This is a genomic window from Paracoccus sp. SSK6 (assembly GCF_039770665.1).
In the GTDB taxonomy this organism is placed as follows: domain Bacteria; phylum Pseudomonadota; class Alphaproteobacteria; order Rhodobacterales; family Rhodobacteraceae; genus Paracoccus.
The window spans coordinates 47,772-61,392 of the sequence record NZ_JBDPNJ010000012.1 but is presented as its reverse complement, the minus strand read 5'-3'; the positions used below and the strand labels follow the sequence as shown (position 1 = coordinate 61,392).

Annotated in this window: 13 protein-coding genes, 1 tRNA gene and 4 pseudogenes; 9 read left to right on the top strand and 9 right to left on the bottom strand. The window is 65.2% G+C overall.

The window, feature by feature from the left end; translation table 11 throughout:
- Nucleotides 1-5: 5 nt before the first annotated feature.
- Nucleotides 6-2,107 (bottom strand): annotated as a pseudogene (locus AAIL68_RS10265) (bifunctional rhamnulose-1-phosphate aldolase/short-chain dehydrogenase).
- Between the two features lie 164 nt (nucleotides 2,108-2,271).
- Between AAIL68_RS10265 and AAIL68_RS10260 the strand changes: the two are divergent.
- The 8 genes and pseudogenes from AAIL68_RS10260 (at nucleotide 2,272) to AAIL68_RS10225 (ending at nucleotide 7,064) form a co-directional block, all read left to right on the top strand.
- Nucleotides 2,272-3,077, top strand: a pseudogene (locus AAIL68_RS10260) (DeoR/GlpR family DNA-binding transcription regulator).
- Nucleotides 3,078-3,111: 34 nt separating this feature from the next.
- Nucleotides 3,112-3,450: pseudogene (locus AAIL68_RS10255) on the top strand (ATP-binding cassette domain-containing protein); the annotation flags it as partial.
- Entirely contained in the window at nucleotides 3,447-3,971 is a 525-nt protein-coding gene (locus AAIL68_RS10250) for a hypothetical protein (protein WP_347139678.1), read from the top strand. The pseudogene AAIL68_RS10255 and the gene AAIL68_RS10250, both read left to right, overlap by 4 nt.
- Nucleotides 3,923-4,159, top strand: a complete 237-nt coding sequence (locus AAIL68_RS10245) for a hypothetical protein (RefSeq protein WP_347139677.1) — start codon at nucleotides 3,923-3,925, stop codon at nucleotides 4,157-4,159. The genes AAIL68_RS10250 and AAIL68_RS10245 overlap by 49 nt, the downstream gene beginning before the upstream one ends.
- The gene (locus tag AAIL68_RS10240; protein WP_347139676.1) at nucleotides 4,128-4,409 is read left to right on the top strand and encodes a hypothetical protein; all 282 of its coding nucleotides are present in this window, start codon (nucleotides 4,128-4,130) and stop codon (nucleotides 4,407-4,409) included. The genes AAIL68_RS10245 and AAIL68_RS10240 overlap by 32 nt, the downstream gene beginning before the upstream one ends.
- A pseudogene (locus AAIL68_RS10235) lies at nucleotides 4,406-5,395 on the top strand (ABC transporter permease). Before AAIL68_RS10240 ends, AAIL68_RS10235 begins: the two are co-directional and overlap by 4 nt.
- Nucleotides 5,395-5,709 (top strand): L-rhamnose mutarotase, encoded by a 315-nt coding sequence (gene rhaM, locus AAIL68_RS10230; protein ID WP_347139715.1) that lies wholly within the window; start codon nucleotides 5,395-5,397, stop codon nucleotides 5,707-5,709. The pseudogene AAIL68_RS10235 and the gene rhaM overlap by 1 nt, the downstream one beginning before the upstream one ends.
- A complete protein-coding gene (locus AAIL68_RS10225) occupies nucleotides 5,706-7,064 on the top strand; it encodes an FGGY-family carbohydrate kinase (RefSeq protein WP_347139675.1) in 1,359 nt (452 codons plus the stop codon). The genes rhaM and AAIL68_RS10225 overlap by 4 nt, the downstream gene beginning before the upstream one ends.
- Nucleotides 7,065-7,107: 43 nt before the next feature.
- Here AAIL68_RS10225 and AAIL68_RS10220 read toward each other — a convergent pair.
- The 8 genes from AAIL68_RS10220 to AAIL68_RS10185 all read right to left on the bottom strand — a co-directional run bounded on the left by AAIL68_RS10220 (nucleotide 7,108) and on the right by AAIL68_RS10185 (nucleotide 13,147).
- Nucleotides 7,108-7,184, bottom strand: a tRNA-Arg gene (locus AAIL68_RS10220).
- A gap of 39 nt (nucleotides 7,185-7,223) precedes the next feature.
- On the bottom strand, nucleotides 7,224-7,517 hold the full coding sequence (locus AAIL68_RS10215) for an MliC family protein (RefSeq protein WP_347139674.1): 294 nt from the start codon (nucleotides 7,515-7,517) through the stop codon (nucleotides 7,224-7,226).
- Nucleotides 7,518-7,565: 48 nt separating this feature from the next.
- Nucleotides 7,566-8,048, bottom strand: coding sequence for a GNAT family N-acetyltransferase (locus tag AAIL68_RS10210; protein ID WP_347139714.1), 483 nt, complete (start codon nucleotides 8,046-8,048; stop codon nucleotides 7,566-7,568).
- A gap of 87 nt (nucleotides 8,049-8,135) precedes the next feature.
- On the bottom strand, nucleotides 8,136-8,645 hold the full coding sequence (locus AAIL68_RS10205) for a CarD family transcriptional regulator (RefSeq protein ID WP_268942286.1): 510 nt from the start codon (nucleotides 8,643-8,645) through the stop codon (nucleotides 8,136-8,138).
- Nucleotides 8,646-9,000: 355 nt separating this feature from the next.
- Nucleotides 9,001-9,339 carry a ferredoxin FdxA gene (gene fdxA / locus AAIL68_RS10200; RefSeq protein WP_347139673.1) on the bottom strand — a complete coding sequence of 113 codons (339 nt, stop codon included), beginning with the start codon at nucleotides 9,337-9,339 and terminating at the stop codon, nucleotides 9,001-9,003.
- A 154-nt stretch (nucleotides 9,340-9,493) separates the two neighbouring features.
- Nucleotides 9,494-9,772, bottom strand: a complete 279-nt coding sequence (locus tag AAIL68_RS10195) for an RNA-binding S4 domain-containing protein (protein ID WP_347139672.1) — start codon at nucleotides 9,770-9,772, stop codon at nucleotides 9,494-9,496.
- Nucleotides 9,769-12,675, bottom strand: coding sequence for a helicase-related protein (locus tag AAIL68_RS10190; RefSeq protein WP_347139671.1), 2,907 nt, complete (start codon nucleotides 12,673-12,675; stop codon nucleotides 9,769-9,771). The genes AAIL68_RS10195 and AAIL68_RS10190 overlap by 4 nt, the downstream gene beginning before the upstream one ends.
- Before the next feature lie 4 nt (nucleotides 12,676-12,679).
- The gene (locus AAIL68_RS10185; protein ID WP_347139670.1) at nucleotides 12,680-13,147 is read right to left on the bottom strand and encodes a tetratricopeptide repeat protein; all 468 of its coding nucleotides are present in this window, start codon (nucleotides 13,145-13,147) and stop codon (nucleotides 12,680-12,682) included.
- Nucleotides 13,148-13,335: 188 nt separating this feature from the next.
- On the opposite strand from AAIL68_RS10185, the gene AAIL68_RS10180 reads away from it, so the two are divergent.
- Nucleotides 13,336-13,620: an SCP2 sterol-binding domain-containing protein gene (locus tag AAIL68_RS10180; protein WP_347139669.1), complete on the top strand. Its 285-nt coding sequence runs from the start codon at nucleotides 13,336-13,338 to the stop codon at nucleotides 13,618-13,620.
- The last annotated feature ends 1 nt before the right edge of the window (nucleotide 13,621 follow it).

The following is a 13,621-nucleotide window of genomic DNA, read 5'->3' as shown; positions in this document are numbered from 1 at the left end:
GGCCGTTACCGGGTGAAGGCCTGGACGTTGCCTGCGTCCACGTTGAGGATGTTGCCCGTCGATTTCGCCGACAGGTCGGAGGCGAAGAAATAGACGCCCTCGGCGATGTCTTCCGGCAGGACGGATCGCTTGAGCATGGACCGCTTGCGGTACATCTCCTCCAGCCCGTCCTTGTCGGTGCCATAGGTCGCGGCGCGCTGGTCCAGCCATTCGCCTTCCCAGATGCGCGACCCGCGCAGCACGGCATCAGGGTTCACGACATTGACGCGGATGCCGCCCTCGGCCCCTTCCAGGGCCAGGCAGCGGGCCAGGTGGATCTCGGCCGCCTTGGCAGTGCAATAGGCGGATGCGTTGGGCGAGGCGGCAAGGCCGTTCTTGGAGGCCACGAAGATCACCGACCCGCCGATACCCTGGGCGCGGAAGGTGCGGAATGCCTCGCGGCTGACCAGGAAATAGCCGGTGGACAGGATGTCCATGTTCTTGTTCCAGAGCGCCAATGACGTGTCCTCGATGGGCGCGGACGAGGCGATGCCTGCGTTCGACACCAGGATGTCGATGCCGCCGAACTCGACCGCCATTTCCGCATAGGCGCGGGCGACTTGGTTCTCATCTGTGACATTCATGGGCACGCTGCGCACCACATCGCGGCCAAAGCGGCCCGCCAAGCCGTCATGCGCCGTTCTCAGCGCGCCTTCGTCGATATCGGCCAGCATCACGCAGGCCCCTTCGCGCAGGAAGCGTTCTGCCGTTGCCGCACCGATGCCACCCGCGCCGCCGGTGACAAGCGCCACGCGGCCCGCCAGCGACTTGGGCCTGGGCATCCGCTGAAGCTTCGCTTCCTCCAGCAGCCAGTATTCGATGTCGAAGGCTTCCTGTTCGGGCAGGCCCTGATAGGCGCCGACGGCCGAAGCCCCGCGCATCACGTTGATCGCGTTGACGTAGAATTCGCCCGAGATGCGGGCGATCGCCTTGTCCAGCGCGAAGGTGATCATGCCGACGCCGGGAATCAGGTAAACAACTGCGTTGGGATCGCGCAGGGCCGGGCTGTCGGGGTGCTTGCAGCGATTGTAGCAGGCGGCATAATCCTCACGATAGGAGGCGACGGCCTTTTCCAGCCCGGCAATGGTGGCATCAAGATCGGGCCTCGCGGGGTCGAAATCCACGACCAGCGGGCGGATCTTGGTGCGCAGAAAATGGTCGGGGCAGGATGGCCCAGCGGCGCCAGGCTGTCCAGCATCTGCGATCCGACGAAGTCCAGAACGGCGGGCTGGTCGTCGAAATGGCCGACCTTGTGGCGGTCCCTGGAGATCAGCCCGCGGATCGCGGGCATCAGCCGCGCGGCGATGTCGCGGCGCTGTGCCGCTGGCAGCGTGAGACGCGCCGCACCCCCGAAGGTGGGCTTGTCGCCTGCGGTGCGATCCAGCCATCCGGCGGCCTTGTTGATGATCGCCAGCGTCGCCAGGTAGCAGTCCTTGGCATCGTCCGCCCAGGTGAACAGCCCGTGGCTTTCCAGCACGCAGCCCTTGGCCTGCGGGTTCTCGGTGGCGAACTTCTCCAGCCACAGGCCCAGCTCATAGCCGGGCTTCTTCCAGGGCAGCCAGCCGATCTCGTCCCCGAAAATCTGCCGCGTCAGGTCGCGCGAATTGACCGAGGCCGCGATGGCGATGATCGCATCCGAATGGACGTGATCGACATGGCGGCGGAGCACATAGGCGTGCAGCGGCGTGTCGATGCTGGCCGCGCGCGGGTTCAGGCCGAACGTGCAAGGTGGCAGGTAGCCCACCATCTCGTCCTCATGCGCGACCCCGCGATACTTGGCCCTAAGCGCGCGCAGCTTGTCCATGTAAAGCGTGGCAAAGCCGTCCATCCCTATCGACCCGATATCGCCGCCCGAGCCCTTGACCCACAGGACCTCGACCTGCTCGCCGGTCAGGGGGATCGGTTTCCATGACCTTGGCCGAGGTATTGCCGCCGCCATAGTTCGTTACCCGCTTGTCAGACCAAGCAGGTTCGAGCGGTAGAGCAGCTTTTCCGATTCGGTCATGGCGGCGGCCTTGGCGTCGTCCCAAAGGCTTTCCAAACGGTTGGCGGTCAGGTTTGCGGTCATGGATGTCCCCTCTCATGGCGGCAGGATGCCGCGCGCTTCATCACCGATACAGGGCCGCAGTCGTCGTCGATCATTAACGATCAAATACGATCATTTTGCTATTTTGCCCGAATATGATTGACAATGCGCGAAGCTGGAGGAGGTATCAGGGCTGGAAGATCGCCATGCTGGAAACGGAACGCCACCGCATCATTCTGTCGGCCGTGCAGGAACGGCCGGTGGTGAGCGTCTCGGATCTCTGCGCCCTGACCGGCGCGTCCGAGGCGACGGTGCGCCGCGACATCGCCCAGCTGCACCTGGCCAAGAAGCTGCGCCGGGTGCGCGGCGGGGCCGAGCCCATCGCGCCCCCCCCGCCTTCGTGGGCATCAACGCCAAGCCCTTTGCCGTCACGCAGACGATCAACATCGCGCAGAAGCGCGCCATCGCGCAGGCGGCGGTGGATCTATGCGCCGATGGCGACGCGATCATCATCAATGGCGGCACGACGACCTTCCAGATGGTCCATCCGCTGACGACCAAGCGGTTGCAGGTCTTCACCAACAGCTTTCCAATTGCCGAACACCTGCTGAAGCAGTCGAAGAACACCGTCCTGGTTCCGGCAGGGGCGATTTATCGCGAACAGAACATCATCCTGTCGCCCTTTGACGAGGACGGCAGCAGCCATTTCTATGCCAGCCGCATGTTCATGGGTTGCCGGGGTCTGGGGCCGCTGGGTCTGATGGAGGGTGACCCGCTGCTGATCCAAGCCGAACAGAAGCTGATCGACCAGGCGGACGAGCTGGTCGTGCTGGCCGACAGCTCCAAGTTCCGCAGACGATCAAGCCTGCTTCTGTGCCCGCTGACCCGCATCCGCACCGTCATCACCGACGACGGCATCGACGACCGCGCAGCCCAGATGCTGGAGGCGGCCGAAATCCGGCTGATCGTGGTGGAACCCGCACCAGACCGACGAAAACGCGCCGAGGAATAAGGCGCATCTGCTCATAAGGGGAGGAAACATGAGTGTGGGCCTGCTGTCGGGCGGCAACCAGCAGAAGGTCGTGATCGCCAAGTGGCTCTGGCGACCAAGCCCCGCGTCATCATCCTGGACGAGCCCCACCAAGGGCATTGACATCGGATCGAAGGCCGCCGTCCACGATTTCATGTCCGAACTCGCCGCCGAGGGCCTGGCCGTCATCATGGTCAGCAGCGAGATCCCCGAGTTCCTAGGCATGTCCGACCGCGTCATCGTCATGCGCGAAGGCCGCAACGCCGCCGAATTCGAGGGCGATGCGATGAGGCCCGCAAACCTCGTCCGCGCCGCCGTCGGCATTACCCGCCAGCCGCAGGGGGAAGCCGCATGAGCCTGCTCAAGTCGCGCGAAACGATCCTGGCGCTGGCGATCGTCGCCCTGTTGGCGGCGGTCGCCAGCCGCTTTCGGGGCTTTGTCGAACCGGGCAATCTGGGCCGTGTGTTTACCGATACCTCGCCCCTGATCCTGCTGGCGCTTGGGCAGATGGCGGTGATCCTGACCAAGCGCATCGACCTGTCGGTGGCGGCGAACCTTGCGCTCTGCGGCATGGTCGCGGCGCTGATGAACGGGGCAGGAGTGCCGCTGCCGCTGATCCTGCTGGCGGTGGTTGTGCTTGGCGCGGCGCTTGGGGCAGTGAACGGGCTTCTGGTCTGGAAGCTGGGCATCCCGTCCATTATCGTGACGCTGGGGACGATGACCATCTATCGCGGCACGATCATTCTGATGACCGGCGGCGCCAACGCCCACCAGAGAGCGAGGGCTTCAAGTCCTTCCCCCGCGCTGTCGTCCTTGGCCTGCCCGTCATGGCCTGGATCGGCATCGCGGGCATCGCGGCCGTCGCGCTGCTGCTGACCCGCACGCCGCTGGGCCGCGCCTTCTACGCGGTCGGCGGCAACCCCCATGCGGCGGTCTATGCGGGCATTTCCGTGGGCCGCACGCAATTCGCGGCCTTCGTGCTGTCGGGCGCCTTGGCGGGGCTGACCGGATACCTGTGGGTCGCGCTATGCGGTGGCCTATGTGGACATCGCGGGCGGGTTTGAACTCGACGTGGTCGCGGCCTGCGTGAACGGCGGCATCGCCATCGCGGGCGGGTCAGGCACGGTCGCCGGCGCGGTCATGGGCGCGCTGTTCCTGGGCATCATCAAGAACGCCCTGCCGGTCGTGGGCATCTCTCCCTTCTGGCAGATGGCGATCTCCGGCAGCGCCCTCCTGATCGCCATCGCCTCCAACACGCTGAGCCAGCGGGATTCGGGCCGCATCATCCTGAAAAAAGCCGAGGCCGCCGAATGATCGCCGCCCTTCACACGCAACGCCAGATCCCCGACCGCCTGACCCGCCCGGCGTTCCGCGCCCTGAAAAGCTGGGAGGCGCTGCTTCTGGTCGTGGCGATCGGGATCTTCGTCCTGAACGCCTGGGCCTCGCCCTATTTCCTGGACCCTTGGACCCTGTGGGACGCGAGCTTCAACTTCACCGAAAAGGCCATGATCGCCTTTGCCATGGCCATGCTGATCGTCGCCGGAGAGATCGACCTGTCCGTGGGCGCGATCATCGCTCTGGCCTCGACCGTGATGGGGCTGGCGACGACAGCGGGGGCGCCGGTGCTGGTCCTGCTGGGACTGGGCACGGGGCTGGCCTGCGGGGCCTTCAACGGGATGCTGGTCGCGCGCTTCGGCCTGCCGTCCATTGTCGTGACCATCGGCACCATGAGCCTGTTCCGGGGCATCAGCTATATCGTACTGGGCGACGGAGCCTTCACCGGCTACCCCGACAGCTTCGCCTGGTTCGGGCAGGGCTATGTTGTCTGAGTCATCACCGTCGAACTGGTGATCTTCACGCTGGCCGCGCTGGTCTTCGGCATCCTTCTGCACCGCACCAGCTTTGGCCGCACCGTCTATGCCATTGGCAACAACGCGACCACCGCGCGGTTTTCCGGCATCCGCGTGGACCGCGTCCGCTTCATCCTGTTCCTGCTGACCGGACTGATGAGCGGGGTCGCCGCGATCTGCCTGACCTCGCGCCTTGGCTCCACGCGGCCCTCCATCGCCTCGGGGTTCGAACTTGAGGTCGTGACCATCGTCGTCCTGGGGGGCGTCAGCATCCTGGGCGGGTCGGGCAGCATCGTCGGCGTGATGCTGGCGGCCTTTGTCATGGGGCTGGTGACTTTCGGCCTGGGCCTGCTGAACGTGCCGGGGATCGTGATGTCCATCGTCGTGGGCGCGTTGCTGATCGGGGTCATCGCGGTGCCGCGCCTATGGACGATAGCGCGGAGAAAATGATGCAGAGATACGCCTTCCGCATGATGCTGAACCCCGGCATGGCGGATGAATACCGCCGCCGCCACGACGCGATCTGGCCCAAACTGACGGCCCTGCTGAAAGACGCCGGGGTGCAGGACTACTCGATCCACCTGGATCCCCAAACGAACGCGCTGTTCGGCGTGCTGTGGCGCCCGGACGATCACGGCATGGACGCCCTGCCCGCCCATCCGGTGATGCAGCGCTGGTGGGCGCATATGGCCGATATCATGGCGACGCACCCGAACAACGAACCTGTCGCGGTGCCGCTGGTGCCGATGTTCCATCTGCCATGACGCACATCGCCGTCATCGACATCGGCAAGATCAATGCCAAGCTGGCCCTGGTCGATGGCGCGACCCTGGCGGAAATCGCCGTCGTCACCCGCCCCAACAGCCCCCTGCCCGGCCCGCCCTTTAGCCATGTCGATCTGGACGGGCATTGGCAGTTCTTCCTGCATCACCTTGCAGCTTTTCACGCGAAACACGGGGTAGACGCGATCTCGGTCACGACCCATGGCGCGGCGGCGGTGCTGCTGAACACCAAAGGAAAGGTCGCCGCTCCGATGCTGGATTACGAACATCCTGGCCCTGACACCATCGCGGCGGAATACGACGCGCTGCGGCCGCAATTCCTGCGGACCGGATCGCCCAAGCTGCCCATGGGGCTGAACCTGGGCGCGCAACTCCACTGGCTGCTGGCGAGTGATCCAGGGCTGCGGGACCGCATCGCCCATGTCGTCACCTATCCGCAATACTGGGGATGGCTTCTGACCGGAGAGCTTGCCAGCGACCTGTCGTCGCTGGGCTGCCATACGGATCTGTGGGATCCGTGGCAGGGATGTTTTTCACCGCTGATCGACAGGCTTGGCCTGACGGGCCGCATGGCCCCTGCCCGCTGCTCGAACGAGGTTCTGGACGGCGTGACGGCGCAGGTCGCCGCCATTACCAGGATTCCCGCAGGGACGCCGGTCGCGGTGGGGATCCATGACAGCAACGCCTCGCTTTACCCCCATATCCTTGGACGCAAGACGCCCTTTGCCGTTGTCTCGACCGGCACCTGGGTGGTGGCGATGGCGGTGGGCGGCGACGAGGCCAGGCTGGATCCGGCGCGCGACGTGCTGGTGAATGTCGATGCGCTTGGACGGCCCGTACCCTCAGCTCGCTTCATGGGCGGGCGAGAGTATGAAACGGTGCGTGCCGGTTCAACAGCCGATCCCACCGATGCCGACCGTGAAGCGGTACGGCGCGGCAGGGTGATGATCCTGCCGGCGGTCGAGCCGGGGTCGGGGCCGTTCCGGGGACGCCGGATGGAATGGACGGGCAGTCCTCACACCGATGGCCAGCGTGCGGCTGCCCTGTCCTGGTATCTGGCGCTGATGACCCATACCCGCCTGGGCATGACCGGCGCGCGCGGCCCCGTCATTGTCGAGGGCCCCTTTGCCCGCAACCGCGATTACTGCGCCATGCTCGCCACCCTGCATCCGGACGGAGTCGAGGTCGCGACCTCGGCCACCGGCACATCGCTGGGCGCGGCGATGCTTTGCAGGGGCGCCGCTGCCGTAGCACCGCAAACCTGCCGCGTCGCATCCGATCCGATGCTTGCGGGCTACGCTGCGGATTGGATGGCCGCAGTCAACGCCTGGATGTGATGCAGGCGCAGCCTTTGAACCTGTCCGGGCAGCCTTGGCAGGCTGGCGATCCCGGAAGGGCTCGAACCCTCAACCTGCCGATTAGAAGTCGGCTGCTCTATCCAGTTGAGCTACGGGACCGCTGGCGATCTTTTGCGGGATCGCAGGCCAATGCGCAAGTCACTGCCGCGCCTTGCAGTCCTGAAAAAGCGTCACATCCTGTCCATCCGGCCCGATCGAAATCAAGGCCGTATCGCCCTTTGTCCACAGCTGATAAGCGTCGGCACCGTCTCCGCTGCGATAGCGCGCCCCGGAAGCCGAGATGACTTGCCGCATTCCCAGCAGCTTGTCGTCGATCCGGGAAACGGCATAGGACTCTCCGCCCTCGGGATTGACGAACACGACCGGCACCTCGACCCCGCGCTCACAGACAAAGGTGATGGTGATCAGGTCATCGGGCTCTGCGGCGGCCATCGTGGCGGCGCAGGCGGCAATCAGTGTCAAGATGCGGATCATCGTTCCTCACAGGGCCAGAGTCATGAAAACGCTGTTCGGATCGGGGCGATAGCTGCCAAAGGGCGGGCATTCGGCAAAGCCCGCACGCGCATAAAGACCGCGAGCCGCGACAAAGCTGGGCTGCACGCCGGTTTCCAGCGATAGGTGGGTCAAGCCCGACCGGCGCGCCTGGTCGATCAGGCGGTCCAGCATCAGCCGCGAAAGACCCGCGCCGCGCGCCTCGGCCAGGACATGCATGGACTTCACCTCGGCCCCGCCCTCTCCAAGGCGCTTCAGGGCCGCCATGCCGACCGGCCTGCCCGATCGGCGCAGCACGAAGAAGTCGATGTCGGGCGATACCAGTGCTTCGCGCGGCAGCATGTGGATCGATTCGGGCGGAGTATCGGCGTGCATATCCGCGCTGTGGCGCTGGAACAGCAGGTCCAGGTCTTCGGCCAGCGGCGATTCAACGGCAAAGGAAAGGGGTTCTGTCACGGCAGCCTCGCGAATGCTGCGACGTCGCTAGCAAGGATCGCGCGGCGGGGCAACCGGCGCAAAAAGGGCGGCCACCAGGGCCGCCCCGCAAAGGTCAGGCAATCAGGCTGCGCGTGACAGCAGCACTTCCTCGACGCGCTTCTGGGCCGCGCCTTCGTCCACCCCGCTGACGGCCGCAACCTCGCGGGTCAGGCGGTCCAAGGCGGCTTCGTAAAGCTGACGTTCGGAATAGGACTGCTCGCGCTGATCGTCGTTGCGGTGCAGGTCGCGCACCACCTCGGCAATCGACATCAGGTCGCCCGAATTGATCTTCTGGTCGTATTCCTGCGCGCGGCGCGACCACATGGCGCGCTTGACGCGGGCCTTGCCCTTCAGCGTTTCCAGCGCGCGGTCGATCAGGTCGGGGCTCGACAGGCTGCGCATTCCGATTTCCGTTGCGCGAGAGGTCGGGACGCGCAGGGTCATCTTGTCCTTCTCGAACGAGATGACGAACATTTCCAGTCGCAGCCCCGCGACTTCCTGCTCTTCGATCGACACGATCCGGCCGACACCGTGGGCCGGATAGACGACGAAGTCATCGGGGCGGAATTCGTTTTTCTTGGTCTTGGACATCTGGCTTCCTCTAGGTGGTGCCTTCGGGGGGGGAAGGACACAAAAGAACCGCAAGCAGCGCGAACTGCTTTCGGCTTGTTTCTTGTCATCGAGTTGTCCCTGCCCGGCAGATGGGTAGGGATCGGCAGCAAGGGCGCACATCTTCTGGGCCTCTGACTCCCATCAGATGCGAATGTGGACGCACCATAACACAAAAACGGCAAAAATAAAGCCGCATAAAAAGCTGCCGGAAGGATGCCTGCCGAAGAAGAATTACATTGATGACAAACAGTTGCAGGAAAGACGCAGATCATTCACCTTGGCGCGTCAAGCGAATCGCGCCAATCTTACGCAGCGTCGCAAGCCCTTTTTAATGTCAATCCCCCTCGCCCGGCGCTTCCGAAAAATACTTCTCCAGCTTGCCGGTCACGCCGTCCATTTCGGCGGCAGTGGGCAAGGGATCTTTCTTCTGGGTGATGACCGGCCAGATTTCCGAATACTTGCGGTTGAACTCGACCCATTCCTCCATGGCCGGTTCCGTATCGGGGCGGATCGCATCGGCCGGGCATTCCGGTTCGCAAACCCCGCAATCGATGCATTCGTCGGGATGGATGACCAGCGTGTTCTCGCCCTCGTAGAAGCAGTCCACGGGGCAAACCTCGACACAGTCGGTATATTTGCACATGATGCAATTATCGGTCACGACATAGGTCATCGCAGGCTCCATTCCTTCTGCCGGCTAGTTACGCCCCGCAACCCGATCATTCAAGGCTGCGCCGGCGGAAAAGACCGTTGTTCCAGCTGATCACGGGGAAGGGAAACAGCCGTTCGGGGCAGATACCGGCGGGCTGAACGGCAATCCGGCGGGCTCAGCCTTCGGACCCAAGTTCGTGATACAGGCCCTGCGCCTCCGTGGCCGGACCACGGCGCTGACCAAGCGCGGCGACCTCCAGGGCACGGACCTGACCATAGGCCGACACCACGATGCGATCGCCGGGCCGGACCAGCTTGCCCGGCTTGTTGCACGGGTGGTCGTTCACCCGGATGCCCCCGGCCTCGATCCGTTCAACGGCAATCGCTCGGGACTTGAAGAGCCGCGCGAAGAAAAGCCATTTGTCCAGACGAAGACCCTCCGGTCCGTCGGTCACTTCTTGTCCTTCAACGCCGCAAGGATCGCGAATGGGCTGTCGGGGTCGGCCTTCTTCTCGGGGCGCGAGGAGAAGGTCGCAGGCTTGTTGTGCTGCGGCTTGCCGCCCTTCTTGAAGTTGTCCTTGCCGCGCGGCTTGCCGCCGCCCTCGCCCTGTTCGCGCTTGTCACGACGCTCGCGGTTCGGACGGCCCCCTTCGGGGCGGTCCTGCCGCTCACGCGCTTCGCGGGGGCCATCTTGGGCGGCATCACGGCGCGGGCCACCGCGGCGGTTCTGCCCTTCGCCTTGCGGGCGGCGGTTGGGACGGGGCTTCGGTGCCCAGCGGAAGGTATAGAAGACCTCCGTCTCGGGCGCGGCTTCCTCGACCGGCTCGCCAGCGGCTTCGGCCTCGGCACGGCGCTTCTCGGCCTGCTCGGCTTCCCAGCGGGCGCGGGTTTCGGCGGCCAGGACGCTTTCTTCCTCGGTCATCGGGGCGTCCGACGCCTCGCCTTCAGGCGCGGGCGCCGCTACCGGAACCTCGGCGGCCTTGACCTTGGCCCGCTCGCCCTTCTCGGCGGCATAGCCCAGGCCTTCCATCAGGCGCGAGAACTGCTCCAGCGTCATGCCGGTGATCGACAGCATGTCGGGATTGGCCTCGAAGCCGCCGCGCGTGTCCTGGGTGCGCAGCAGGTCGGCCAGCCGTTCCAGCATGTCGATGCGGATCGCCCGTTCGCCCGCCGGTCGATAGCCCGACAGGGTGTAATGCTGTTCCGGCACATCGGCGATATGCGGGATCGTGACCAGGCCGGGGGGCGGGCTTTCGGGGAAGGTATCCAGCCCTTCGGCCAGCGACCACAGCACCAGCCGCAGCCGGGTCGGCGCGGGCTTCAGCAGCGCGGGCATGAAGATCGTGAACTGGCCGAAGCGGACCCCGTGCTTGCGCAGCGCGCCGCGCGCCTCTTGGTCCAGTTCCTTCACCTCGTTCGCAATGCCTTCGCGCGGCAGCACGCCAAGCGCCTCGACCAGGCGGAAGGCGAAGCCGCGGGCAAGGCCCGTCAGCGCCTCGTCCTTTTGCAGGGCCAGCAGGGGCTCGAACAGGGCAGCGATCTTGCGGTCGATGAAGTGCTGCAGGCGGCGCTTGACCTTCTCGGCGATCTCGGGGCCTGCTTCCTCGTCCACGAAGACCTCGACGCCGGGATGCAGGGCATCCGATCCGCGCACCAGCTTGCCCACGGCGGATCCGCCCCACATCAGCCCGCCCTGCTCGGTATAGTCCAGCTCGGTATCGGGCGCGTTGTAGAAGCGGTCGGCGCGCAGGTGGAACTCGGGGCGCAGCGCCTCGTAGCTCGCGCGGTTCAGCATCCGTGCCTCGTCCGCCGTCGCGGTCTGGTCGGGGCGGAAGCGGAAACCCTCCAGACGGCCGGCGAATTCGCCCTCGACCGTCACTTCGCCCTTGTCGTTCACTTCGGCCACAAGGCTCTCCTTCTGCTTGAGCCGGCGCAGCAGCACCGAGGTGCGCCGGTCCACAAATCGTTGGGTCAGCGCCGCGTGCAACGCGTCTGACAAGCGGTCTTCTACCGCGCGCGTCTCGCCGCGCCAATGGCTTTCGTCCTGAACCCAGCCAGATCTCTGCGCCACATAGGTCCAGGTGCGGATATAGGCCAGCCGCTTGGACAGCGCGTCGATGTCGCCATGCGTCCGGTCGATCCGCTTGATGGCATTGCCCAGCCAGTCGGACGGGATCATCCCATCCTGCAGGAAGCCGAAGATTCGCGCCAGAAGGCTGGTATGTTCGGCGGGCGAGATGCCCCGGAAATCCGGCACCCGGCACACGTCCCACAGCAGCCGCACATCCTGCCCGCCGCGCACCCGGTCGCGGATTTCGGGAATGTCGCGCAGCGTCTTCAGCGCCTGGATGTCATCGGCATCCCTGCCCCGGCCCAGAAGCGCATGGCCGGACGGGGCCTCAAGGCTCTCGATCAGCCGGTCCATCGTGCCGAATTGCAGATCCGAGTTGCGCCAGATCAGCCGCTGGATCGGGGCGAAGCGGTGATTCTCGATGGCGTCGATCAGGCCTTCGTCCAGGATCTCGGCCTCGCCCGTCACGCCGAAAGTGCCGGATTCGGTGTGCCGCCCGGCGCGGCCCGCGATCTGGCCCATCTCGTGCGGGAACAGCGGGCGGACGCGGCGGCCGTCGAACTTGTGGGTCGCCGAAAAGGCCACATGCCGGATGTCGAGGTTCAGGCCCATGCCGATGGCGTCGGTGGCGACCAGGTAATCGACCTCTCCGGCCTGATACATGGCGACCTGCGCGTTCCGCGTGCGGGGCGACAGCGCGCCCATGACGACGGCGCAACCGCCCTTCTGGCGGCGGATAAGCTCGGCCATGGCGTAAACGTCATCGACGCTGAAGCCGACGATGGCGGACCGGGCGGGCATCCGGGACAGCTTCTTCGACCCCGACCAGGACAGCGTGGACAGCCGATCGCGCCGCTGGAACTGGACGCCTGGGATCAGGGACGCGATGGCCGGGCGCATCGTGTCGCTGCCCAGGAACAGCGTTTCCTGCAACCCCCGCATCTTCAGCAGGCGGTCGGTGAAGACATGACCGCGTTCCGGGTCGGCGCACAGCTGGATTTCGTCGATAGCGACGAAATCGGCGGCGATGTCGGGCACGGCCTCGGTCGTGGCGACCCAGTATTGCACGCGGTCGGGAACGATCCGCTCCTCTCCGGTGACCAGGGCCACGACGGATGGGCCGCGCGCCTTGACGATGCGGTCATAGACTTCGCGCGCCAGCAGGCGCAGCGGCAGGCCGATGACGCCGGTGCGATGCGCCAGCATCCGCTCGATCGCGTAATGTGTTTTCCCGGTATTGGTCGGGCCGAGGATGGCCGTCACCCGGCCGCGTTCATAAACTGTCATGGGCCTAGATATCGGTGCCGCCTTGCTGCCGTTCCAGACGGGCGACACCATCAATCGCTTCCTGCTGGTGGGGATGGATGGTCAGGCTTTGTCGATAGGCCTGAAGGGCGCGTTCGGTATCGCCGGTTTCTTCCAGCATGGCGCCCAATTGGGTCAGGGCCGGAAAATAGCGGGGCTCCAGTTGCAAGGTGCGCGCCAGATCCTGGAAGGCGGGGCCGAAATGACCGGCGGCGGCATAGGCGGCGGCGCGGGCATAGAAGCCCGCAGGAAAATCCGGCGCATGATCGGTCAGCGCGGTCAGGTGGCCGACGGCGGCCTCGGTATCGCCCTGGTCCAGGGCTTCCTCGCCCCGTTGCAGCAGCAGGTCCATGGCCGCCGATCCCGATTTCGACCATTCGCGCAGGATGTCCGATTCGGCGATCCGCCAGGCTTCGCCCTCTGGGTTCGCAAGGCGGCCGAACAGGGCGTCCATGTCGGGGCTGCCTTGCGCGCCTGCGGTGGCAGCCGAAAAAAGCGCCGCAAGAATTAAGAAAAACGTAGCTATTCGATGGCAGATTGCCGCGACGACATTATGGATAATGTGGCGGTGCTGGCCCATATCACGAATCTTAGCCAGCCCGTTTGCCGGGCGCCAGTCCCATCGGAAAGGGAAGAACTGAAATGAGCAATGTTGTGAACGCCGCTGTCGAGAAACTGAACGAAAAGATCGGCAGCTTCGGATCGACCGCCAAGTTCGTGATCGAGGATGAAGGCGCGATCATGATCGACGAAAACGGCGTTCGCGCGGGCGATGAAGAGGCCGAGGTGACCCTGTTCGCCAGCCGCGACACCTTCGAGGGCATCCTGAACGGCACCGTCAACCCGGCCACCGCCTTCATGATGGGCAAGCTGAAGATCGACGGATCGATGGGCGTCGCCATGCAACTGGGCCAGGCGCTGTCCTGAT

Bases quoted from the DNA above. Each gene is read 5' to 3' on its own strand.
- AAIL68_RS10215 (WP_347139674.1), bottom strand. From the start codon at position 7,517: ATGGCCGCCGCAGAGCCCGATGACCTGATCACCATCACCTTTGTCTGT.
- AAIL68_RS10225 (WP_347139675.1), top strand. From the start codon at position 5,706: ATGACGCACATCGCCGTCATCGACATCGGCAAGATCAATGCCAAGCTG.
- AAIL68_RS10250 (WP_347139678.1), top strand. From the start codon at position 3,447: ATGAGCCTGCTCAAGTCGCGCGAAACGATCCTGGCGCTGGCGATCGTC.
- AAIL68_RS10180 (WP_347139669.1), top strand. From the start codon at position 13,336: ATGAGCAATGTTGTGAACGCCGCTGTCGAGAAACTGAACGAAAAGATC.
- fdxA (WP_347139673.1), bottom strand. From the start codon at position 9,339: ATGACCTATGTCGTGACCGATAATTGCATCATGTGCAAATATACCGAC.
- AAIL68_RS10245 (WP_347139677.1), top strand. From the start codon at position 3,923: ATGGCCTGGATCGGCATCGCGGGCATCGCGGCCGTCGCGCTGCTGCTG.
- rhaM (WP_347139715.1), top strand. From the start codon at position 5,395: ATGCAGAGATACGCCTTCCGCATGATGCTGAACCCCGGCATGGCGGAT.
- AAIL68_RS10185 (WP_347139670.1), bottom strand. From the start codon at position 13,147: ATGGACGCCCTGTTCGGCCGCCTTGCGAACCCAGAGGGCGAAGCCTGG.
- AAIL68_RS10190 (WP_347139671.1), bottom strand. From the start codon at position 12,675: ATGACAGTTTATGAACGCGGCCGGGTGACGGCCATCCTCGGCCCGACC.
- AAIL68_RS10205 (WP_268942286.1), bottom strand. From the start codon at position 8,645: ATGTCCAAGACCAAGAAAAACGAATTCCGCCCCGATGACTTCGTCGTC.